The sequence below is a fragment of the Rathayibacter rathayi genome (assembly GCF_004011095.1).
Classification (GTDB): Bacteria; Actinomycetota; Actinomycetes; order Actinomycetales; family Microbacteriaceae; genus Rathayibacter; species Rathayibacter rathayi.
The window spans coordinates 1-21281 of sequence record NZ_CP028129.1; the positions used below are offsets into that span (position 1 = coordinate 1).

Here is a 21281-nt window from a genome sequence, read left to right on the forward strand (position 1 = left end):
CCCCATCGGCAGCCTGTCCGGAGGAGAGCAGCAGCGCGTTCGCGTCGGCCAGGCGCTCGCGGGCGATCCGGCGCTCCTGCTCTGCGACGAGCCACTGATCGCGCTTGACCTCGCGCACCAGCGGGCGGTCAGCGAGCTGATCGACCGGCACCGCCGCGAGCGCAACCTCGGCGTCCTCTTCGTCACGCACGACGTGAATCCGGTGCTCGGCATGGTGGACCGGGGCTCTACCTCGCGGGCGGCCGGTTCCGCATCGGCACGCCCGACGAGGTGCTGCGCTCGGAAGTGCTCAGCGAGCTCTACGCCGCGCCGGTCGACGTGATCCGCGCGCGGGGCGCGTCATTGTGGTCGGCGCTCCCGACCATTCGCATGTGCACGAGGAGGCGCACTCGTGACCGATGTCTGGTCGCAGATCGTCGACTTCTCGGATACGGGGCGCTACTCGCGCTGCTGATGAACTCGGTGATCGGCGGGGGGCGTGCTCGGAGTGGTCGGCGTCTTCGTGATGTCCCGAGACATGGCGTCGCGGTGCACGGCATCAGCGAGCTCTCGTTCCGCGGGCGCCTCCGCGGGCGCTGCTGGGGGCGTGGTCGAGGGGTCATCGTCGGCTCGCTGATCGCGGCCGTCCTGATCGGCGTGCTCGGCTCGCGCGCCCGCGACCGCAACTCGATCATCGCCGTCATGATGCCGTTCGGTCTCGGCCTCGGCATTCTCTGCCTGGCGCTGTACCCGGGCCGGAGCGCGAACAAGTTCGGCCTGCTTACCGGGCAGATCGTCGCGGTCGACGATCCGCAGCTCGGTTGGCTGATCGGCATCTCGGCGGTGGTCCTCGTCGGGCTCGCGCTGATCTGGCGCCCGCTCACCTTCGCGAGCGTCGATGCCGATGTGGCGGCCGCCCGCGGCATCCCGACGCGGCGCTCTCGATCACGTTCATGCTGCTCCTCGGCCTCGCGTCGCCGTTTCGGTGCAGATCGTCGGCTCGCTGCTGGTGCTGGCGATCCTGGTGACGCCCGCCGCCGCGGCCCTGCGCCTCTCCGCGTCGCCGTCGTGGTGCCGCTGCTGAGCGTGCTCTTCGCGGTGGGTGCGCTGGTGGCGGCATCCTGCTCGCGCTGGGCGGATCAATCCCGATCAGCCCCTACGTGACGACGATCTCGTTTGCGATCTATGCCGTCTGCCGGATCGTCGGGCGCAAGGGCGTGCGTCGCTCCCGGGCCGTGGTGGGCGAGGGCGGTAGCGTGGCGCGGGTCGTGAGGAGTGGGGGTGGGCCCGTGGTCAAGCGCAATACGTGGCAGCGCGAGGCGGTGCGCGAGGCGCTCGGCGCCGCGAGGACTTCGTCAGCGCCCAGGGCCTGCATAGCGCGCTGCACGCTTCCGGCTCGCCGATCGGCTCGCGACCGTCTACCGCGCCCTGTCCGATTTGGCCGTCGAGGGCGAGGCCGACTCGCTCCAGTCGCCCGAGGGTGCGAGCCTCTACCGCGCCTGCACTCCGGGCACGCACCACCACCACCTGATCTGCCGCCGCTGCGGGCTGACGGTCGAGATCGCAGCCGATGAGGTCGAGACCTGGGCGCACTCGGTCGCCTCGCAGAACGGGTTCACGGATGCGCGCCACGTCGTGGACGTGTTCGGACTCTGTGCGGCCTGCACGGCGGAACTCGCCGAGACCTGAGGTGACGGCTCGCCGGACGAGCCGCTTAGGCGGGGAGGAACACGCCGATCGACCGGTCCTTCACGACGGAGCCGGCCGGCAGCACCCGCCCGCTCATCGCGAGGTAGACGCCGGGCGGCAGCAGCTGCACGGCGGCGACCGCGGTGCCGAGGTTGAACGCCGCATCGCTGTCGGCCATCCGCGCGGGCTGCATCGCGCCGGTGAGCACCACCACGCGGTCGCGGACCACGCCGAGCGCCTCGGCCGTCGCGGTCATCGTGTCGGTGCCGTGGGTGAGGATGATCCGGTCCTCCTCGGCCGCGAGGACGCGCTAGTGAATCAGCGCCCGGTCGGCCTCGTCGAGCTCGAGGCTGTCTTTGGCGAGGACCTCCTCGATGCGGAACTCGAGCGTGGTCAGCACCGGTGCGAGCAGGCGCGGCACCATCGGCGCGCCGATCTCGAGTTCGCCCGCGAGCGAGTACTCCTTGTCGACGGTGCCACCGGTGGTGAGGACGAGGATGCGGTCAGTCACCCGATCAGACTAGGCGCCGCCTCCGACACTGGCACGTTCGTGCGCTCCCGCCGCGCCGTGTGTCGTCGACGGCCCGCATCCGGAACGATGGAGCGTATGCGAACCTTTTCTTCGTCCCTGCTCCGTGCCGGCGCCAAGGTGCTCCTGGGCTCCATCCTGGTCTTCGCGGGGGTGAACCATCTCACCCGCAAGCGGCAGGAGTTCCAGGCGCAGGTGCCGGAGTGGGTGCCGCTGGACAAGGACGCGGTCGTGCTCGCCTCGGGCGTGGTCGAGATCGGGCTGGGCGCCGCGCTGGTGCTCGCGCGCCGCCGGGCGCCGCTGGTCGGAGCCGCGGCCGCCGCCTTCTTCACCGCGATCTTCCCCGGCAACATCTCGCAGTGGCGGACCCACACGAGCGCCTTCGGCCTCGACACTGACCGCAAGCGCGCCGTTCGCCTGGTGTTCCAGCCGCTGCTGGTGGTGTGGGCGCTGTGGTCCACGCGGCGTCCGCGGGGCTGATCCGCTGGGAGGACGACGCAACGTCAGCTGAGAGTGCCTGTCATCCACGATGGTGGATGAGGAGGCCTCTCAGCTGACGTTGTGCGCCGCCTCGGCCTGCAGCGGGTCGAGCAGCTCCTCGATCCGGCGGCGGCCTGAGCGCTCGGCCCGGGTCAGGCGGCGGGACGAGCTTCCAGCGGTCGGCCAGAACCTGGAGGCCCTTGTCGAACGTGGCCGACCACGCCGTGACGTCGTGGGCGCTGCCGGGTATCTCGACGTAGGTGGCGTCCATCCCGGCCGCGACTGCCGCCGCGTGGAGGGTCTTCGCTCCGGGGAGGAAGGAGGCGTCGTTGGCGCCGACCCCGAAGATCGCGACAGTGCCGGTGTAGGGCGCGTTCTTCGCGAGGAGGCTGATGGGTGTCGCGGCCTTGTAAGCGGCCGCGTCGCCGCCGAAGCCCTGCGCGATGGTGGCGGCCTCGCTGCCGAGCGTCGGTGCGAGCTCGCCCGAGGCGTCGATGATGTTGCCGAACAGTGCCGGGAAGCCTGCGCCGAGCTGGATCGCGCAGGTTCCACCCTGCGAGAGACCGCCGATAGCCCAGTGCTGTGCGTCGCCGAGGACCGGGAGGTTGGCGCGGATCCACTTCGGGACGTCGACGGTGAGGTAGGTGGCCGACTTTCCCATCGGCGAGTCGATGCACATCGTGTTCGTGTTCGGATCGCCCAACTGGTCGGGTGAGACGACGATCGGCGCGAGGCCGGCGTGCGCGGCGGCGTAGGCGTTGAGGGCCTGCTGGAGCTTCTCGGTCGAGAGCGGGTCGGAGGGGAGCCGGGCTGGCCCGAGAGCATCACCATCACCGGCAGCAGCGGCGGGACCGCGGTGCGGGCCGCGGGCGGGAGGTAGACCACGGCGTCGCGGGCGGGGAATCCGGAGGCGGTGGCGGGGATCGTGACGTTTGAGACCGAGCCCTCGGCGGGCATCCCGGGGGGTGCGATCCAGGTCGCCAGCTCGGCGTGCGGGCCGCTCGGGACGACGTCGGGGACGCCGGAGTCGGAGTAGGCGCTGATCCCGAGCGCGCTACGGACCGTCGGGTACTGGCCGAAGTCGATGTTGATGCTCATCGCGGCGGTCGCGACCACCAGCACCACGACGCCGAGGGAGGCGAGCACGCCCCGGACGCGCCGACGGCGGACGGCGTGCACGAGCACGACCAGGGCGACGGCGATGCCGCCGACTCCGAGACCGATCCAGAGGCGGGTGATCGGGGTGAAGTCGACGCCGAAGGGCCCTCGGATCCGCCGACGAGGGCGGCCAGGGCCATGCCGCCGAGAAGGCCCAGGAGCAGGGTCGCGACGGCGACCACGCCGCGGCGGGTGCGGCCGGAGCCTCGGGAGCGGATGTGGACCGTGAGCAGGAGCAGCAGTGCGGTGACGGCGAGCAGGTAGACGGAGACGACGAGGACACCGGAGACGAGGCTCAGGTCGAGGAGAATGGTCATGCGTCGATCCGGTCGGGGGTGCTCGGGCGGGCGTCAGTCTGGCCGCGCTCTCTGGGGGATGGCCGTGAGTGGCGAGAGCGGTTCTCCTCCCCAGGCGGGGATCTTCCGAGTTCTCCACCGATACCGCGCAACCCCGCGCGCCGCGGCGGCGCTCGCGCTTAGCGTGAGGACTCCCGACGCATCCCGCGCCCTCACGAAGGAGCCCGCACCATGACACAGCACCCCCGCACCGAGTCCCCTGCTCGCGAGGCTCACGTCCGCGAGGCCCGCGAATGAGCCGCGGAGTCGCCGTCGTCACCGGGGCACAGCCGGGTTGGGGCGCGCGACGGTCCGGGAGCTGGCCTCCCGCGGCTGGGACGTGGCGGTGCTGGCGCGCGGAGAGGACGGACTTTCGGCCACGGTCGCCGAGATCGAGCAGAAGGGCTCGCGCGGGCTGGGCATCCCGACGGACGTGGCCGACCGCGAGGCCGTCGAGTCCGCTGCCGACCGGGTCGAGGCCGAACTCGGTCCCATCGAGCTGTGGGTCAACGACGCGATGGTCGGCGTGTTCGGCGAGTTCCTCTCGACCGAGCCGGCCGACTTCGAGCGCGCGGTGGGCGTGAACTTCTTCGGCTTCGTCAACGGCACGCGCGCGGCGCTCTCACGGATGACTCCGCGCGACCGCGGGCACGTCATCCAGGTGGGCTCCGCGCTCGCGCACCGGGGCATCCCGTTGCAGGCGGCGTACTGCGCCTCGAAATTTGGCGCGCGCGGCTTCACCGAGGCCGTCACCGCCGAGCTGCTGCACGCCCGGAGCCGCGTGCGGCTGTCCGAGGTCGACATGCCGGCGCTCAATACCATCCAGTTCACCTGGGTGAAGTCGCAGCTGCCGCACCACCCGCAGCCGGTGCCGCCGATCTACGAGCCGGAGGTGGGCGCGATCGCGATCGCCGACGTGGCCGATAGGCCGCGCCGCCGCACCTGGGTGGGTGAGCCGACCGCAGGGACGATCCTCGGCGACCGCTTTGCCGGCCGCTTCATGGACTGGTACCTCGCCCGCAGTGCGTTCGACGGCCAGCAGGCGCCGGACACGACCGAGCCGATGCTGCCGAACAATGTCTACGAGCCGGTCGCCGGCGATCACGGCGCGCGCGGCCTCTTCAGCGATCGCGCGCACACGATGACCCCGCAGATCTGGATGATCCGCCACCGAGCCCTCAGCTACGCAGGGGCCGCCGCGGCCGTCGCCGCCGGAGCCGTGGGTGTTCTCTCCACCCTGCGGAGGAGGTGACCGTGGTCGACGCCGTCGTCGTCGGAGCGGGACCGAATGGCCTCGCCGCCGCGGTCACGCTCGCGCGGGCTGGGTTCTCCGTTACGGTCCTCGAGCGCAACGAGACGATCGGCGGGGGCGCGCGCACGGCCGAGCTGACGCTGCCCGGATTCCACCACGACGTCTGCTCGGCGGTGCACCCGATGGCGCTCGCGTCCGGATTCTTCCGCGCCTTCGGGCTCGACCGGCGCATCGAGCTGGTCGTCCCCGAGATCTCTTACGCACATCCGCTCGACGCGGGTCGCGCGGGCATCGCCTACCGCGACCTCGACCGCACGGCCGAGGCGCTGGGCCGCGACGGAGCAGCGTGGCGGGGGCTGATGGGTCCGCTCGCGGAGCGGGCCGACCGCGTGGCGGGCTTCACGAACGACACGCTGCTGCGGATCCCGACCGACCCGAGCGTGCTGATCCGTTTCGGACTGCGGGTGCTCGAGCAGGGCACCCCCGGGTGGAACCTGCGTTTTCGGGAGGACGTCGCCCCGGCGATGTTCTCCGGGGTCGCGGCGCACTCGATCCGCCCGATGCCCAGCCCATCGACCGCCGCCGCGGCCCTGGCGCTCGGCGCCTACGCGCACGCGCGCGGCTGGCCTGTTCCGATCGGCGGGAGCCAGTCGATCGTCGACGCGCTCGCCGACGACCTGCGAGCGCACGGGGGCACCATCGAGACCGGCGTCGAGGTGACCTCGCTCGCGCAGCTGCCCCGGGCCCGCGCCGTGCTCGTCGACGGCACGCCGACGGCGCTGCTCGCGATGGCGGGAGAGCGGCTGCCCGCCGCCTACGCCGCCGCCCTGCAGCGCTTCCGCTACGGCAACGGCGTGGCCAAGGTCGACTTTGCCCTCGATGGCCCCGTGCCGTGGACGAACCCCGAGCTCGCCCACGCGGGCACGCTGCACGTCGGCGGGAGCCGCGCCGAGATCGCGGCCGCCGAACGTGACGTGAAGCGTGGTCGGCACAGCCGGAGCCCCTACGTTCTGGTCGCCCAACCCTCGATCGCCGACCCGACCCGAGCGCCCGAGGGCCGGCACGTCCTGTGGACGTACACGCACGTCCCGCGGTACTCGCCGGCCGATCAGCAGGAGGCGATCACCGCCCAGATCGAGCGCTTCGCCCCCGGGTTCCGCGATCGGGTGCTCGCCGCCTCCTCGATGACCGCCCGTGACATGCAGGCCTACAACCCCAACTACCTGGGCGGAGACATCGCCGCCGGAGCCGCGAGCGTGGCGCAGCTGCTCTCCCGGCCGGTCCCCACGACCGACCCGTGGCGGACGCCGGCGAAGGGGCTGTACCTCTGCTCGTCGTCCACCCCGCCCGGACCGGGCGTGCACGGCATGGCCGGTTGGCATGCTGCGCGCAGTGCGCTGCGGCACGAGTTCGGGGTGCGCGAGTCGCCCGATCTCTCACCCGAGGCGCGCCCGGTCTGATGCGCCATCACGTCGAGGCCGCTGCGATTCGAGGCCGCTGCACGTCGAGGCCGCTCGGATCCGAGGCCGCTGCGATCCACGGCACCCGTCGCCGTCGCCGGCCTGCCAGGCTGGAAGCGGCCACAGCCTTACCACCCCACGAAGGAGTCCGCGATGTCCCGCACTACCCGCGTCGTCCACTGCCCGCCCGAGTCCGTGTTCGCGGTGCTCGCCTCCGGCTGGCTGTTCCCGAGCTGGGTCGTCGGCGCCTCCCGGATGCGGAAGGTCGACGCCGACTTCCCGCACGTCGGCTCGCGCCTGCACCACTCCTTCGGTCTGTGGCCGCTCGTGATCGACGACCGCACGACGGTGCTCGAGTGGGACCCGCCGCGACGGATGGTCATCCAGGCCGCCGGCTGGCCGCTCGGCGAGGCCCGCGTTCGCATCGAGGTCGAGCCGCACGCGCGCGGCGCGAAGGTGCGGATGCACGAGGCGCCCGTGAAGGGGCCGGGCACGCTCCTCCCGAAGCCGCTGATGCATGCGGGCCTGTGGCTCCGCAACCGCGAGGCGGTGCGCCGGCTCGCGCACATGGCCGAGGCGGGAGCCGCCGGGCGCACGCTGGCCCCGCGTCGCTCCCCTCGCCGGCAGACCGCGAAGGGATCGACCGCCACCAGCACGTCTGGGCGCGGCTCACCGGGGCGATCGGGTTGATCGCGGTCGGGACGCTCGTGCTGCGCGGAGTGCTCGCGGCGGTGCGGCGCGCCCGTCGCTGACAGCGGTCAGACGATCCGCTCGACTAGCCGTACGTGCTGGACCGCGACGCGCTGGGGCTCGCCGGCGAAGGCGGCGTCGCGCTCGGGGGACGACAGGTAGGCCCGCTCGACCTCGGCGAACGCGTCGGCGTCGCCGGCCGTGCTCACGGCCCAGACGAACTCGTTCACCTCGCGGTCGGCGTAGGCGAACTCGATCCGGAAGCCGTGGGCCTCGCGCGCCGGCACGATCCGCGTGGGGAACCAGGCGAGGAAGTCGTCGAGCACCCCGTCCATCAGCTCGTAGCGTCGGAGTTGGATCGTCCTGGTCTCGCCTGCATCGCTCATGCTCCGACGCTACCGGTCGGCGGCCGCTGCGTCGGCGCGCTGTGCTCGCCGCCGACGCTCGCGCGGACGCCGGCCGCAAGCACGTCCTCGCGATCCGCGCGGAGCCAGGACAGGGCCGCCGTCTCGGCGGGGGAGAGTGCGGCGAGTTCGTCGCAGGCGGCGACGCCGACGACGCTCCGCGCCGCCGAGGACCAGCTCGGTGGAGCCGCCGCCGAGGACGAGCACGGGGCGGGCCGACTCGACGGCCGAGACTGCCCCGCGGAACGAGAGCCGCGCCTCCTCCTCGCCGCGCCTCCTCCTCGCCGGTGATCATCTCGGGGGCGACCCCGAGGATCCGCTCGACGGCGGCGAGGAAGTCCTCGCGATCGGCGGCGTCGCGGGTGGCCGACGCGGCGACGAAGCGGACGTGCTCGGCACCGGCCTCCGCCGCGGCCGAGCCGGATGAGTTCGGTGCGGCGGTGCACCTCGCGCAGCCGGCCGCCCCCAACATCGGCGATCAGCAGGCGGAGGGAGTTGGTGCCGCAGTCGAACGCCGCTACGCGCCTGGGGGAAAACATCCGCTCATTCTGCCCGCGCGGCCGGGCCGGGAGGCGGGCGATAGCCTGGGGGCGAGAGCAAGGAGCCGCCCGTGCATGAACACCACGTCCGCGTCCACCGCAGCGAAGAAGAGCTTCCCCGAAGCGGGCAGCTCGCCCACGCGCTCGCCGAGGTCGCCGCCGATCCGGTCGAGATCGACGCCGAGGTCGCGGAGATGGTGGTCAACCGCGTCATCGACAACGCCGCCGTCGCCACCGCGTCGCTCCTGCGCCGCCCCGTCGTCGCCGCCCGCGCGCAGGCGCTCGCGCACCCCGCCTCCATCGGCGGGCAGGGCTCGGTCGTCCTCGGCGTCGATCCGGCCCGCCGCGTCTCGCCGGAGTGGGCGGCCTGGGCCAACGGGGTTGCCGTGCGCGAGCTCGACTACCACGACACCTTCCTCGCGGCCGAGTACTCGCATCCGGGCGACAACATCCCTCCGCTGATCGCCGTCGCCCAGCACGCCGCCGTCGGCGGAGCACAGCTCGTGCGCGGCATCGTTACGGGCTATGAGGTCCAGGTCGACCTCGTCCGCGCGATCAGCCTGCACCGGCACAAGATTGATCACGTCGCGCACCTGGGCCCCTCGGTGGCCGCCGGGATCGGCACGCTGCTCGGCCTCGATGTCGCAACGACGGAGCAGGCGATCGCGCAGGCGCTGCACACCACGACCGCCACCCGGCAGTCGCGCAAGGGCGAGATCTCGAGCTGGAAGGCATACGCGCCGGCCTTCGCCGGGAAGATGGCGATCGAGGCGGTCGACCGGGCGATGCGCGGCGAGACCAGCCCCTCGCCGATCTACGAGGGCGAGGACGGCGTGATCGCCTGGCTGCTCGACGGCGCCGAGGCGACCTACGATGTGCCGCTGCCCGATCGCGGCGAGGTCAAGCGCGCGATCCTCGACACGTACACGAAGGAGCACTCGGCCGAGTACCAGGCGCAGGCGCTGATCGACCTCGCCCGCCGCCTGCACCGCACGCACCCCGAGGCCGCCGATCCGGAGCGCGTGGAGCGGATCGTCTTGCACACCTCGCAGCACACCCACGTCGTGATCGGCTCGGGTGCGAACGACCCGCAGAAGTATGACCCGAGCGCCTCGCGCGAGACGCTGGACCACTCCGTGCCGTACATCTTCACGGTGGCGCTGCAGGACGGCGCCTGGCACCACACGCACAGCTACGCCCCCGAGCGCGCCGCCCGCGCCGACACGATCGCGCTGTGGCACCGGGTGAGCACTCAGGAGGACGCGGAGTGGACGCGCCGCTACCACTCCACCGACCCGGGCGAGAAGGCGTTCGGCGCGCGCGTCGAGATCCTGATGACCAACGGCACGACGATCGTCGACGAGATCGCGGTGGCGGACGCGCATCCGCTCGGGGCGCATCCGTTCAGCCGTGAGCAGTACGTCGCGAAGTTCCGCACGCTCGCGGCCGATGTGCTCGAGGAGCCCGAGATCGAGCGGTTCCTCGATCTGGCTCAGCGCCTGCCCGAGCTGACCCCGGAGGAGGTTGGCCGCCTCAGCGTGATCGCGGCGCCCGGCGTCCTCGCTTCCGTCGAGCCTCCGCGCGGCCTGTTCTGAGCCCCCGCGTGGGCTGACCTGGTGCCTGGCCGGGCTTTTCCGGGGCCTGGCCGGGCTCTTCTGGTCACGCGCGCGGCAGGACGACCCGCACGAGGAGCCCGCCCTCGCTGCGAGCCGTGAGTGTCAGGTGCCCCCCGTGGGCCGCGACGATCCGCGAGACGATCGCCAGTCCGAGACCGGAGCCGGTGTGGCCCCCGTCCGTGCGGCGGGTGCGCGTGCCGCCCCGCACGAACGGTTCGAGCAGGGTCGGCAGCGTCGCGGGGTCGAGCGCGGAACCGCTGTTCTCGACGGTGACGATCGCTCCCTCCGCGCTCTGCTGCGTCCGGAGCACGACGAACCCCGCCGAAACGTTGTGCACGATCGCGTTGTGCAGCAGGTTCGTCATCAGTTGGAGCAGCAGCGATGCGGATCCGATCGCGGAGCACGGCTCGACCTGGAGCTGGAGGGAGACGCTACCGCGCTCGGCGAGGGTGAGGACGCTGTCGCGGGCCTCCTCCGCGAGCAGCGACAGATCGAGGGTCTGCGCCTCGGGTATCGGCCGGTCGGCTCGGCTCAACTGGAGGAGGGCTTCGACCAGGTCGATCGAGCGGGCAGTGACGGCGGACAGATCAGCGAGCAGGTGCTCCACGTCGGGGGAGCCGTCGCGCCGGGCGACGTCGAGCATCGTCTTCGTGATGGTGAGCGGCGTCCGCAGCTCGTGCGAGGCGTTCGCGGCGAACCGCTCCTGCTCGCTGACGTGCGCCTCGGTCTGCTCGAGCATCGCGTTGAAGGCCTCGGCTAACTCCTCGAACTCGTCCCGCGACCGCAGGTCGGCGACCCGGTGTGAGTAGCCGTCCGACGCGACCAGCCGGGCGACCCGGGTGAGCTCGTCCAGCGGCGCGAGCATCCTCCTGGCCAGGAGCGAGCCGCCGACGGTTCCGGCGATCAGGAGGAGCACGATCACCCCGGCGGCGACCGGGACGAAGGCGCTGAGCAGCTCGGTGCGGTTGGGGACGAAGATCTGCTCGTTCGTGCTCCGCGAGTACGAGACGAAGTAGTCGTCGGTGATGTAGCGCAGCAGGAAGATCGACATTGCCCCCAGCAGCCCCGTGACCGCCAGCCCGAGCAGCAGGACGTAGCTGAGCGTGAGGCGCTTGCGGATGCTGATCGGGCGAGGCCGACGGGCCGGCGCCACGTCAGCTCGGCCCGGTCTCGGGGGCGCGCGGCGCGATCCGGTAGCCCGAGCCGGGCACTGTGCCGATCAGCGACGGGTCGGGGAGTCGCTTGCGCAGGCCCGAGATCGTGATCCTGATCGCATTGGTGAACGGATCGGCGTTCTCGTCCCAGGCGCGCTCCAGCAGCTCCTCGGCGCTGACGACCCCGCCATCGGCCTCCGCGAGGACGTGGAGCACGGCGAACTGCTTGCGAGTGAGGGCGACGAAGCGGCCGTCGAGGAAGACCTCCCTGCGGAACGGATCAATCCGCAGTCCGTCCCGCTCGTAGACCGGAGGGCGGGCCTGGCTGCGGCGGCGGGCGAGAGCGCGGACGCGCAGGACGAGCTCGCGGAGGTCAAAGGGCTTCGTGAGGTAGTCGTCGGCCCCTATCTCGAAGCCGCTCTCCTTGTCGAGGAGGCGGTCGGCAGCGGTGAGCATGATGATCGGCGTCCCCGAACCGGAGGCGACCACCGCGCGGGCGACATCGTCGCCGGACGGGCCAGGGATGTCGCGGTCGAGGATGGCGACGTCGTACACCGTGGTCTCCAGCAGCGTGAGCGCCTGGTGCCCGTCGGCGGCGATATCCGAGGCGATCGCCTCGAGCCGGAGGCCATCCCTGATGGATCGAGAGAGGAAAGGTTCGTCTTCGACAATCAGGACACGCATCGGTGAACCGTAGACGGCGACGGCCGCCGTTCTTCTCCTACGGCGCATCTCGATCCGTCGCTGTCGTGCCGGGATCGCAGCGGCGCAGGAACTCAGTTGAGGGGGAAGTCGAAGTAGTGGTCGGGAAACGGCTCGTCGGCAAGGGTGTAGTGCCACCACTCCTGGGGATACGGCTGGAAGCCGCTGTCGAGCATGATCCCGCAGAGGATCCGCCTGTTCTCCGCGGCGACGGGGCCCACCTCCGTGCTCGCGTGATGCGAACTCTCGTCCATCAGATCGTGCCGACCGCCCATGTCCAGCAGCAGCCCGCTCGCGGAGTCGACGAGGGTGAGATCGAGGGAGCCGCCGCGGGTGTGCCCCGAGGAGCAGGCGATGTAGCCCTGCTCGAACATTGCGGCGCGGCTGATGCGGGGGTGGAAGATGCTCTTCACGCGCGGGCACTCCGGCTCCTGCGCCCAGCGGACGAAGTGGTCGACGGCGCGCTGAGGGCGGTAGGCGTCCCAGACGAGCAGGGCCAGTCCGCTCTCGGCGGCCCGGCCCTGAGCGTCCTGCAGCGCCGCCGCCACCGCCGCGGTCGTCACGACTCGATCGGTCGCGTAGCCATCGACGGGGCCGCCGGTGAAGTTGTCGGAGCCGGCGTACTTCGCGTCCCAGAGGACGGAGTCGACGGCCTCGTCGAGGTAGACGAACCCCGGGCTCATCGGGTCATCGCCAGCTGAACGCTGCGGTCGATCAGATCGGAGACGCTGAGGCCGGCGGCGGCCATCATCCGGGGGTACCGGCTGTACGAGGTGAACCCGGGCAGGGTGTTGACCTCGTTCAGGACCACGCGCCCGTCCTCGAGCAGGAACAGGTCGACGCGGGCCAGCCCCCGGCAGCCGAGCGCCCGGTAGAGCGCCTTCGCCCGCTCCTGAATCTCCGTCCGCTGCGCCTCGGGGAGGCCGGCCGGGACGGTGATGGAGGAGTTGAGCGACCCCTTCTCCGGCTCCGCCTCCTGGTGGATGCGGAAGAGCCCGTGCTCCAGGCGGATCTGGTCCACCTCGCCGACGACCAGGTCGTCTCCGTCGCCGAGGACGGCGCAGCCCACCTCCGAGCCGAGCACCTGCTCCTCGATCAGCACCTTCTGGTCGTACCGGCGGGCGAGGGTGATCGCCTCGTCGAGCCGCTGGGCGGACTCGACCTTCGTGACTCCGAACGACGAACCCGAGCGCGCCGGCTTCACGAAGACGGGGAAGCTCAGGGTGTCCACATCGACGCGCTCCCCCGGGTGCACGACGGTGAACGCCGGCACGGGGATCCCGGCCTGCGCCGCGACGGTGTACGCGAGCGACTTGTCCATGCACACCACCGATCCCTGGATGTCACAGCCGACGTACGGCAGGCCGGAGAGTTCGAGCAGGCCCTGGATGGAGCCGTCCTCGCCTCCGGTGCCGTGCAGGACGGGGAGGACGACATCGACTCCGACCCGACGGAAGGTGCCCTCGTCTTCGACCAGGAGGCCGTGGGTCCCGCGGTCGGGGGAGATCACCGCGGCACGGCCGTGCTGCGACTCCCAGTCGGGGCGCGGGCCCTCGCAGAGCCGCCACTCGCCGCGGCGGGTGATCCCGATCCAGAGGGCGTCGTACCTTTCCGGGTCCAGTGCTCCGGCGATCTCGATCGCGGATTTGACGGAGACGTCGTGCTCCTCGGAGCAGCCGCCGAACAGGACGGCGATGGTCGTCTTAGACATGGGTGGTGGTCCTCTCGTGAGTCACGCAGAGCGAGAGCGTGGTCTCGATGATCTGGTGGAGGGTGCGGGTGGTGAAGTAGGCGAGGTGCGGAGTGATGACGACGTTCGGCATCGCGATCAGGCGCTCGAGCGAGCCGTGGGGGAGCGGCCGGCCGGAGTGGTCGACCGAGAAGCAGCCCTCTTCGCCCTCGACGACGTCGAGAGCGGCGCCGCCGAGCCGGCCGTCCTCGAGGGCGGCGACGAGCGCGTCCGTGTCGATCAGGCCGCCACGACCGGTGTTGACCACCAGGGCGCCCGGCCGCAGGCGGGCGATCCGCTCGGCACTGAGGAAGTGGTGGGTCATGTCGGACAGGGGCAGGTGCAGGGTGAGCACGTCGCTCGCGGCCAGCGCCTGCTCGAGCGGGACGCGCTCCGTGCCCTCGGGCGCCGGGCCGGAACCGCCGACGATCAGGACTCGGCAGCCGAAGGGGCGCAACCGCTCGGCGACGGCGCAGCCGATCCGCCCACCGCCGATCACCGCCACGGTGACACTGCGCAGTTCCCGGCCCCGTGCGACCGGTGCGCGGAAGTCGTGTCGGGCGACGGCGGCGAGGGTGGGTCGGGTGTTGCGCAGGGCGAGGAGGATCAGCATCACTGTGTGGTCGGCGACTCCGTCGGGCTCGTAGCCGACGTTCGCGACCGAGATGCCGAGTGCGGCGGCCGCCTCAAGGTCGAGGTGATCGACGCCGATGCTCCGGGTGATCAGCGAGCGCACTCCGTTCGCGGCGAGGGCGTGCAGCGTCTCCGCGGTGACCGCGGTCACATGGCTGACGCTGACGCAGGTCGTGCCGACCGCCAGGGCAGCACTCACCGGGCCGACGGGGACTGACTCCACCCGGCAGCGCACCGGGTAGCGGTGGGACGCCTCCGCAACGGCGAGCGCCTCTTCCCGATCGCACCCGAAGAACGTGATCGCCGGGTGACCTGTCTCGAACATAACTCAAGACAACGCGATGCCCCGTTGCGCCCCCGTCGCTCTTTCCCCATACGCCCACAACACCCCCGCCTCTCCCCCGCCCCCGCCCCCTCCCGCCCCCCTTCTCCCCGCCCGCGAGATGCCACTTATGTGGGCGACACGCCGGGCGGAGCGCCCACAAGTGGCATCTCGCGGGAGGGGTCAGAGTAGGGCGTCCGTGAGGTGGTCGGGTGTGCCGAAGCGGTGGGCGGTGATGGAGACGGCCTGCTCGCGGACGAACGGCAGTAGCTCCAGGCGGCCCGCCTCGGTCGCCTCGCCGGCGTAGACCGCGAGGTCGGGGCGGCCGTCCGTCGCGGCCGTGACCGTCGCGGCGGAGGCGCCCAGCAGGCGCACCCGTCCGGCGCCATGCGCGCGCACTCGCGCCTCCCACGCCGCGTCGTCCTCGACCACCACGGCCCCCGCGGTCTCGGTGAGCGCGGCGGCGAGCCGCGGAGGCAGCACCACAGCGCTGGAGACCACCGCGGACGCCCGAGCGGTCGCCGCGGCGACGGCCACCCGCACGAGCGAGCCGAGCGCCTCCCCGTCGGCCAGGCGCACCAGCACCGCGGAGTCGTAGGGCAGGTGCCGGAACACGTTCCGCTCCGCCGCCAGCCCCGTCACATCGCGGGGCGCTCCCTCGCTCCACGCCGCCGCGCAGCTGCGAGCCGTGCGCTCCACCCCGGCGTACTCCTCCTCCGAGAGCTCGGCGCGCGCCGCCGCGAGCAGTCGCGCCGCCGGGCCGACGACCGGGGCTGTCGCCTCCGCCGCCGTCGAACTCCACGAGCCCAGCCCGAGCAGGTAGTCCGGCCCACCCGCCTTCGTGCCCGGCCCGACCGCCGACTTCTTCCAGCCGCCGAACGGCTGGCGCTGCACGATCGCACCGGTAATCCCGCGGTTCACGTACAGGTTGCCGGCCTCAATCCCGTCGAGCCAGGTGCCGATCTCGTCCGGGTCGAGCGCGTGCAGGCCCGAGGTGAGCCCGTAGTCCACCTCGTTCACCAGGGCGATCGCCTCGTCGAGGGTCGCCGCCGTCATGATTCCCAGGATCGGCCCGAAGTACTCGGTGCGGTGGAATTCGGAGCCGCGGCGCACGCCCTCCCGCACGCCCGGGCTCCACAGCCGGCCGGACTCGTCCAGCTTCCGCGGCCGCAGCAGCCAGGTCTCGCCGGCGCCGAGCGTCGTCAGGCCGCGCAGCAGCTTGCCCTCGGCCGGCTCGATCACCGGGCCCATCCGCGTCGCAGGGTCCGTCGGGTAGCCGACGGTGAGGGAGGAGACCGCGTCGAGCAGCTGCCCGCGGAACCGCGTCGAGTGGGCGACGGAGCCGACCAGCACCACGAGCGAGGCGGCCGAGCACTTCTGCCCGGCGTGCCCGAAGGCGCTCGCCACCACGTCCCTCACCGCGAGGTCGAGGTCGGCCGAGGGGGTGACGATGATCGCGTTCTTGCCGCTGGTCTCGGCGAGCAACGGGAGGTCGTGCCGGAACGAGCGGAACAGCTCGGCCGTCTCGTAGGCGCCGGTGAGGATCACACGGTCCACCGCGGGCGAGGCGATCAGGTCGCGCCCCAGCTCCTCCTCCGGCAGGCGGAGCAGCCGCAGCGCCTCGCGCGGCACGTCCGCCGCCCACAGCGCCTCGGCCACGACGGCGCCACAGCGCGCGGTGGGACCTGCGGGCTTGAGCACCACGGCCGAGCCGGCCGCCAGCGCCGCGAGCACGCCTCCGGCCGGGATCGCGACCGGGAAGTTCCACGGCGGAGTAACCAGCGTCAGCGCGGCCGGGTGGAAGCGGGCGCCGTCCACCGCGTCGAGTTCGAGCGCGCGCTCGGCGTAGTAGTGGGCGAAGTCCACGGCCTCCGAGACCTCGGGGTCGCCCTGGTCGAGCGTCTTGCCGCCCTCGGCCGCCATCACCTCCAGCAGCTCGGCGCGCCGCGCCTCCAGCTCGTCGCCGGCGCGGTGCAGGATGCGGGCGCGCTCGTCGGCCGGGACGTCGCTCCAGCCGCTGGTGCGCGCTCCGGAGAGCACGGCCTCCAGCTCGCCGAGGGTGCCGATCGTGGCGGCCTCGATCGCGTCGACGCCGGCGCGGGAGGAGGGGACGCGCGCGAGGATCGCCTCGGCCCACTCACGGTTCGCGGCGACGGACGGGTCGGTGTCGGGGGTGCTGCGGTAGTCGCCCAGCCCGGGGCGGCCGCTCGCGGCGAAGCGGTCGGCCACGCGGTGCGCCGGAGGCACAGCGCCATCCAGGGCGGCGACGGAGGCGCGGAACCGCTCCTCCTCCCGCGCGAACAGCGCCGGATCGGCCTCGAGCTCGAAGACGGCGGACATGAAGTTCTGGCTCGACGCGCCCTCCTCCAGCCGGCGGATCAGGTAGGCGATCGCCACATCGAACTCGGCCGGCGCGACGACCGGCGTGTAGAGCAGGAGCGAGCCGACCGTGCGGCGCACCGCCTCCGCCTGGCCCTGCGCCATGCCGAGCAGCATCTCGTACTCGATCCCCTCGCGGACGCCGCGGGTGCCGGCGAGCAGCCACGAGTACGCGACGTCGAAGAGGTTGTGGCCCGCGACGCCGACCCGCACGGCGCGGATCCGCTCCGGGTGCAGCGCGTAGTCGAGCACGCGCTTGTAGTTCGTGTCCGAGTCCTGCTTGCTGCTCCAGGTCGCCAGCGGCCAGCCGTGCACCGACGCCTCGACCTGCTCCATCGGCAGGTTCGCGCCCTTGACCAGGCGCACCTTGATGGCGGCGCCACCGCGGGCACGTCGGGCGGCGCTCCACTCCTGTAGGCGGATCATCGCCGAGAGCGCGTCGGGCAGGTACGCCTGCAGCACGATGCCGGCCTCGAGATCCGTGAACTCCGGCCGGTCCAGGATGCGGGTGAAGACCGCGATAGTGAGGTCGAGGTCTTTGTACTCCTCCATGTCGAGGTTGATGAACTTCTGCGGCGAGGCGGCGGCGGCTCGCGCGAACAGCGGCGTGAGCTCTTCGACGATGTCCTCGACCGCGGCGTCGAACGCCCACGGGTTGTGCGGGGCGGTGCTCGAGGAGACCTTGATCGAGACGTAGTCGACGTCGTCGCGGGCGAGGAGGCGGTGGGTGCCCTCCAGGCGGCGGTGGGCCTCCTCGCGGCCGAGGACGGCCTCGCCGAGCAGGTTCAGGTTAAGCCGCACGCCGTGGCCGCGGATCGCTGCGATCGCCGGGCCCAGGCGCGAGTCGGTCGCGTCGATGATGAGGTGGCCGACCATCCGCCGCAGCACCCTGCGCGCGATCGGCACCACGACGTCCGGGACGAGCGGTGCCAGCACACCGCCGAGGGTGACCGCGGCGCGCATCGGAGCAGGCAGGAAGCCGGGCACGCCGCCCGCGATCGCCGTCAGCGCGGCCGCGGCCACGCGGGTGTCCTCGGGGCGGACGACGCCGTCGACGAAGCCGACGGTGAAGTCCAGGCCGGACGGATCCTTCAGCACGCCCGCAAGCTGCGCCCCGGAGGCATCGGTGGGGATCGCGGAGGCCTCGCGCAGCCAGCGCCGAACCAGAGCGACGCTCTTGTCGACGAGGCGGGGGTCGACGGAGTCGGGGCGGGGCCGGGGCTGGCGGGGCCGGGCTGGCGGGAGCGGGAGCGGGGTTGGCGAGATCCGTCACGGTGCGGTCCTTCTGCTCTGAGGGTCGGTTCCCTCAGTATTCGACCGAGTACCGTTGAGCAGAAGCGACCGTTCCTTACCGGTATCGGTCACCGCAGCTGAACGATCGGGGGCCGTCGTGCTCGATGTGCGCCGCCTGGTCCTGCTGCGCGAGGTCGCCATCCGCGGAACCCTCGCCGCCGCGGCGGAGGCCCTCGCCTACAGCCCCTCCGCGGTCTCGCAGCAGCTCGCGGTGCTCGAGCGCGAGACCGGGGTCGAGCTGCTGCGGAAGGCCGGACGGCGCGTGCAGCTCACTCCGCAGGCCGAGATCCTGGTGGAGGCGGCGGGTGAGGTGCTGGCCCTGCTCGAGCGGGCGGAGGCGGCGCTCGCGGCGTCCGGCGAATCCATCACTGGACGGGTGCGCGTCGCGGTGTTCCAATCGGCGGCGCTCGCGCTGATGCCGAGCGCGCTTCGGGCTGTCGCCGAGCGCTTCCCGGAGGTGCGGATTGAGATGGTGCAGCGCGAGCCAGAGGGGGCGCTGCACGAGACCTCGTGGGCGAGGGAGTTCGACCTCGTCGTCGCCGAACAGTACCCCGGCCACTCCACCTCGTGGCTGCCCGGGTTGGTGCGCAGCGACCTCACGACCGACGCCATCCGCCTGGCCGTCAGCCGCGACTCCGGCGTGCTGGATCTCGCCGCGACCCGCGACTGCGCCTGGGTGATGGAGCCGCGCGGCACCGCGAGCCGCCATTTCGCCGAGCAGACCTGCCGCGTCGCGGGCTTTGAACCTGACGTCCGCTTCGAGACCGCCGACCTCCAGGCGCAGATCCGCCTCGCCGCCTCCGGCCACGCCGTCGCCCTGATGCCCGACCTAGTCTGGGCGGGCGAGGAGCCGGCCTGCCGCCTCCTGGAACTGCCGGGCGCGCCTCGCCGCACGATCTTCACGGCCCAGCGGGAGGCGGGTCTGGCCTCGCCCGCCGTCCGCGTCTTCCGCGAGTGCCTGGTGGAGGCCGCTGGCTCCTCCCTCTGACGTCCTCTTTCTCTGCGAGATGCCTCTTCGGTACGCGACACGCCGACGAATCGCGTCCCAACTGGCATCTCGCGGAGGCAGAGGGCGGGTCGGAGGGTCATTCCGCGAGGAAGCGGTGGGCGATCAGCGGACTCGGGAATACCGTTTTGTCGCACGGGCGCAGGTTCGGCACGTCGAAGCTGCGGGCGTCGGCGTCGCTCGCGTCCGTGCCCATCCGCACCGCGTGCCGGGCTGCGGCGGGGTCGCTCTTCCGCGGGGAGCGGAGCCTCGGCGACGACCTGTCCGGTGCGCGAGTGGCGGAGGAGGTGCGCCGCTGTCGCCGAGGGCGGACGGAGGCGGTGCGGCGGCGACGACCGACGGCGAGCACGACCGACGGCGAGCACGACCGACGGCGAGCACGACCGACGGCGAGCACTGAGAATGTCCCTCCACAGGGCCGATTCAGGGGGCGATCGTCCGGAACGGGACGATCTGCGGCACCACTGTCGGTGGTCACTGGTTCAATACAGGTATGAAAGCACACGGAGCGATACTGGCGGCGGCGGAGGCGGTGCTCGGCGAGGTGCGCGCTCGCGGTGACCGGGCCGCAGCGCTCGCCCGCTCGGCGTCTCCGCTGCTCCTAGCGTCGGCAGAGGAGCTGTACGCCGGGTACCGCGTCGCGCTCGAGCACCCGGAGTCGTTCGCCCGAGGGTCGGCGCCGCACGCCTCGAGCGAGCTCGCCGAGCGATCAATCCGTGCCGAGTTCGCGGTCGCCCTCGGGGTGTCCGAGCGGGTCGCTTGCCGCGAACTCGAGAACGCGGCGCTCCTGGTCGAGCATCTGCCGGCCACCCGCTCCGCCCTGGCCGAGGCGCGGCTGCGCTGGGAGGCGGGCCAGGCCGTGTGCGCGGTCGCGGCCACCCTGCCGCCGGGCTCCCGGGCGGAGTTCGACGCGCGGGCCGCCGATCTCGCTGCCCGGTCCACGCCGACGCAACTGCGGCGCGCTCTGGCGAGACTCCGCGAGGAGCTCCACGAGCAGCCCCTCGCCGAGCGTCACCGACGCGCCCGCGAGGACCGCGCTGTGTGGCTGAGCCCCGAGGTGGACGGCATGGCGACACTCTGCGCTCTCCTCCCGGCACCGGTCGCGGTGGGGGCGTATGCGCGTCTCGACCGGATCGCACGGATCCTCCGCGACGGTGCCGCGGGAAGCGACGGTGCCGCGGGACGTGCTCCGGCCGAGGGACGCGAACGGGACGCCACGAGCGCCCCCGTTCCGGGTCTCGACGGGGGAGACGAGCGCACCCTCGCGCAGCTGCGGGCCGACGCACTCGCCGACATCCTGTGCGACGCCGACGTCATCGGCACGATCCCCGACGCGGTCGGCGCCGATCGACCCACTCCGACCCTGGTCCCGGGCGTTCGCGCCGAGGTGCGCCTCACCCTGGCCGCGAGCACCGCCTCCGGCCTCGACGACGCCCCCGCCGATCTCGACGGCTACGGTCCGATCCCCGCAGGCACCGCCCGGAACCTCCTCCCCGCGACCGTCACCCGGGTGATGACCGAGCCGCGCACGGGCGCCGTCCTCTCGGTCGGTCGCACCCGCCGACTCCCGCACCGCGAGCTGCGGCTCCTCCTCCAGCTCCGCGACGTGACCTGCCGCTTCCCCGGCTGCACCCGCTCCGCCAGCGGCGCCGAGGCCGACCACGTCGTCGAGTGGCGCAACGGAGGCGGCACCGATCCGGGCAACCTCGCCAGCCTCTGCGTGGCCCACCACCACGTCCGCCACGGCGACCGCTGGACCTACGTCCTCCACCCCGACGGCACCGCCGACTGGACGACCCCCACCGGACGCCGCATCACGACCCGGCCACCGGCCCGTGAGGCGCGACTGCGATCAGGCCCCCGCCCGAGCTTCGACGACCGCCCGCCACCGTTCTGATGCGCTGCCTGCCGGCCGGCCGGCCGGCCTGCCTG

19 protein-coding genes and 4 pseudogenes are annotated in these 21281 nt (G+C 72.5%); 10 read left to right on the top strand and 13 right to left on the bottom strand.

Features of this window, described 5'->3' with window-relative positions:
• From C1O28_RS00005 to C1O28_RS14945, 3 pseudogenes are all read left to right on the top strand, one after another.
• Window positions 1–395: pseudogene (locus C1O28_RS00005) on the top strand (ATP-binding cassette domain-containing protein); the annotation flags it as partial.
• Window positions 392–1232, top strand: a pseudogene (locus C1O28_RS00010) (metal ABC transporter permease); the annotation flags it as partial. The pseudogenes C1O28_RS00005 and C1O28_RS00010, both read left to right, overlap by 4 nt.
• Window positions 1233–1268: 36 nt before the next feature.
• Window positions 1269–1668 (top strand): annotated as a pseudogene (locus C1O28_RS14945) (Fur family transcriptional regulator).
• Window positions 1669–1693: 25 nt separating this feature from the next.
• Here the strand turns inward: C1O28_RS14945 and C1O28_RS15465 are convergent.
• Both C1O28_RS15465 and C1O28_RS15470 read right to left on the bottom strand, forming a co-directional pair.
• Entirely contained in the window at window positions 1694–1951 is a 258-nt protein-coding gene (locus C1O28_RS15465) for an asparaginase domain-containing protein (protein ID WP_337189913.1), read from the bottom strand.
• 27 nt (window positions 1952–1978) lie between these two features.
• Entirely contained in the window at window positions 1979–2179 is a 201-nt protein-coding gene (locus C1O28_RS15470) for a hypothetical protein (protein ID WP_237398165.1), read from the bottom strand.
• A gap of 96 nt (window positions 2180–2275) precedes the next feature.
• Between C1O28_RS15470 and C1O28_RS00020 the strand changes: the two genes are divergently transcribed.
• The gene (locus C1O28_RS00020) at window positions 2276–2677 is read left to right on the top strand and encodes a DoxX family protein (protein ID WP_097166115.1); all 402 of its coding nucleotides are present in this window, start codon (window positions 2276–2278) and stop codon (window positions 2675–2677) included.
• Between the two features lie 40 nt (window positions 2678–2717).
• On the opposite strand, the gene C1O28_RS00025 is transcribed toward C1O28_RS00020, so the two are convergent.
• Window positions 2718–3356 carry an alpha/beta hydrolase-fold protein gene (locus tag C1O28_RS00025; RefSeq protein ID WP_127821375.1) on the bottom strand — a complete coding sequence of 213 codons (639 nt, stop codon included), beginning with the start codon at window positions 3354–3356 and terminating at the stop codon, window positions 2718–2720.
• A gap of 415 nt (window positions 3357–3771) precedes the next feature.
• Window positions 3772–4152, bottom strand: a complete 381-nt coding sequence (locus C1O28_RS00030) for a hypothetical protein (RefSeq protein ID WP_127821376.1) — start codon at window positions 4150–4152, stop codon at window positions 3772–3774.
• A gap of 313 nt (window positions 4153–4465) precedes the next feature.
• Here C1O28_RS00030 and C1O28_RS00035 point away from each other — a divergent pair, with 313 nt between their 5' ends.
• From C1O28_RS00035 to C1O28_RS00045, 3 genes are all read left to right on the top strand, one after another.
• Window positions 4466–5422, top strand: coding sequence for an SDR family oxidoreductase (locus tag C1O28_RS00035; protein WP_244210503.1), 957 nt, complete (start codon window positions 4466–4468; stop codon window positions 5420–5422).
• Window positions 5423–5424: 2 nt separating this feature from the next.
• A complete protein-coding gene (locus C1O28_RS00040; RefSeq protein ID WP_419866662.1) occupies window positions 5425–6882 on the top strand; it encodes a phytoene desaturase family protein in 1458 nt (485 codons plus the stop codon).
• Between the two features lie 153 nt (window positions 6883–7035).
• Window positions 7036–7572, top strand: a complete 537-nt coding sequence (locus tag C1O28_RS00045; RefSeq protein ID WP_127821377.1) for an SRPBCC family protein — start codon at window positions 7036–7038, stop codon at window positions 7570–7572.
• 68 nt (window positions 7573–7640) lie between these two features.
• Here the strand turns inward: C1O28_RS00045 and C1O28_RS00050 are convergent, their stop codons facing one another.
• The 3 genes and pseudogenes from C1O28_RS00050 to C1O28_RS15990 form a co-directional block, all read right to left on the bottom strand.
• Entirely contained in the window at window positions 7641–7958 is a 318-nt protein-coding gene (locus C1O28_RS00050; protein WP_097166120.1) for an NIPSNAP family protein, read from the bottom strand.
• A 9-nt stretch (window positions 7959–7967) separates the two neighbouring features.
• Complete coding sequence (locus C1O28_RS15985) at window positions 7968–8183, bottom strand: hypothetical protein (RefSeq protein ID WP_419866663.1); 216 nt, start codon at window positions 8181–8183, stop codon at window positions 7968–7970.
• Window positions 8184–8298: 115 nt separating this feature from the next.
• Window positions 8299–8448 (bottom strand): annotated as a pseudogene (locus C1O28_RS15990) (exopolyphosphatase); the annotation flags it as partial.
• 138 nt (window positions 8449–8586) lie between these two features.
• On the opposite strand from C1O28_RS15990, the gene C1O28_RS00060 reads away from it, so the two are divergent.
• A complete protein-coding gene (locus tag C1O28_RS00060; protein WP_097166121.1) occupies window positions 8587–10110 on the top strand; it encodes an MmgE/PrpD family protein in 1524 nt (507 codons plus the stop codon).
• A gap of 64 nt (window positions 10111–10174) precedes the next feature.
• On the opposite strand, the gene C1O28_RS00065 is transcribed toward C1O28_RS00060, so the two are convergent.
• From C1O28_RS00065 to C1O28_RS00090, 6 genes are all read right to left on the bottom strand, one after another.
• Entirely contained in the window at window positions 10175–11284 is a 1110-nt protein-coding gene (locus tag C1O28_RS00065) for a sensor histidine kinase (protein ID WP_243392041.1), read from the bottom strand.
• Window position 11285: 1 nt separating this feature from the next.
• Window positions 11286–11969, bottom strand: a complete 684-nt coding sequence (locus tag C1O28_RS00070; protein WP_097166122.1) for a response regulator transcription factor — start codon at window positions 11967–11969, stop codon at window positions 11286–11288.
• A 92-nt stretch (window positions 11970–12061) separates the two neighbouring features.
• Window positions 12062–12670 carry a M15 family metallopeptidase gene (locus tag C1O28_RS00075; RefSeq protein WP_097166123.1) on the bottom strand — a complete coding sequence of 203 codons (609 nt, stop codon included), beginning with the start codon at window positions 12668–12670 and terminating at the stop codon, window positions 12062–12064.
• Entirely contained in the window at window positions 12667–13698 is a 1032-nt protein-coding gene (gene vanA, locus C1O28_RS00080) for a D-alanine--(R)-lactate ligase (protein ID WP_097166124.1), read from the bottom strand. The genes C1O28_RS00075 and vanA overlap by 4 nt, the downstream gene beginning before the upstream one ends.
• Window positions 13691–14674, bottom strand: coding sequence for an NAD(P)-dependent oxidoreductase (locus tag C1O28_RS00085; RefSeq protein WP_097166125.1), 984 nt, complete (start codon window positions 14672–14674; stop codon window positions 13691–13693). Before C1O28_RS00085 ends, vanA begins: the two co-directional genes overlap by 8 nt.
• A gap of 180 nt (window positions 14675–14854) precedes the next feature.
• Window positions 14855–18316, bottom strand: a complete 3462-nt coding sequence (locus C1O28_RS00090) for a bifunctional proline dehydrogenase/L-glutamate gamma-semialdehyde dehydrogenase (RefSeq protein WP_127821378.1) — start codon at window positions 18314–18316, stop codon at window positions 14855–14857.
• A gap of 124 nt (window positions 18317–18440) precedes the next feature.
• Between C1O28_RS00090 and C1O28_RS00095 the strand changes: the two genes are divergently transcribed.
• Both C1O28_RS00095 and C1O28_RS00100 read left to right on the top strand, forming a co-directional pair.
• Window positions 18441–19331 carry a LysR substrate-binding domain-containing protein gene (locus tag C1O28_RS00095; protein WP_097166127.1) on the top strand — a complete coding sequence of 297 codons (891 nt, stop codon included), beginning with the start codon at window positions 18441–18443 and terminating at the stop codon, window positions 19329–19331.
• A 511-nt stretch (window positions 19332–19842) separates the two neighbouring features.
• Window positions 19843–21246 carry an HNH endonuclease signature motif containing protein gene (locus tag C1O28_RS00100; RefSeq protein ID WP_097166129.1) on the top strand — a complete coding sequence of 468 codons (1404 nt, stop codon included), beginning with the start codon at window positions 19843–19845 and terminating at the stop codon, window positions 21244–21246.
• The last annotated feature ends 35 nt before the right edge of the window (window positions 21247–21281 follow it).

Coding starts and splice junctions, on each gene's coding strand:
- C1O28_RS00025 (WP_127821375.1), bottom strand. CDS start 3,356: ATGTGCATCGACTCGCCGATGGGAAAGTCGGCCACCTACCTCACCGTC.
- C1O28_RS00085 (WP_097166125.1), bottom strand. CDS start 14,674: ATGTTCGAGACAGGTCACCCGGCGATCACGTTCTTCGGGTGCGATCGG.
- C1O28_RS00075 (WP_097166123.1), bottom strand. CDS start 12,670: ATGAGCCCGGGGTTCGTCTACCTCGACGAGGCCGTCGACTCCGTCCTC.
- C1O28_RS00030 (WP_127821376.1), bottom strand. CDS start 4,152: ATGACCATTCTCCTCGACCTGAGCCTCGTCTCCGGTGTCCTCGTCGTC.
- C1O28_RS00100 (WP_097166129.1), top strand. CDS start 19,843: ATGAAAGCACACGGAGCGATACTGGCGGCGGCGGAGGCGGTGCTCGGC.
- C1O28_RS00070 (WP_097166122.1), bottom strand. CDS start 11,969: ATGCGTGTCCTGATTGTCGAAGACGAACCTTTCCTCTCTCGATCCATC.
- vanA (WP_097166124.1), bottom strand. CDS start 13,698: ATGTCTAAGACGACCATCGCCGTCCTGTTCGGCGGCTGCTCCGAGGAG.
- C1O28_RS00050 (WP_097166120.1), bottom strand. CDS start 7,958: ATGAGCGATGCAGGCGAGACCAGGACGATCCAACTCCGACGCTACGAG.
- C1O28_RS00045 (WP_127821377.1), top strand. CDS start 7,036: ATGTCCCGCACTACCCGCGTCGTCCACTGCCCGCCCGAGTCCGTGTTC.
- C1O28_RS00020 (WP_097166115.1), top strand. CDS start 2,276: ATGCGAACCTTTTCTTCGTCCCTGCTCCGTGCCGGCGCCAAGGTGCTC.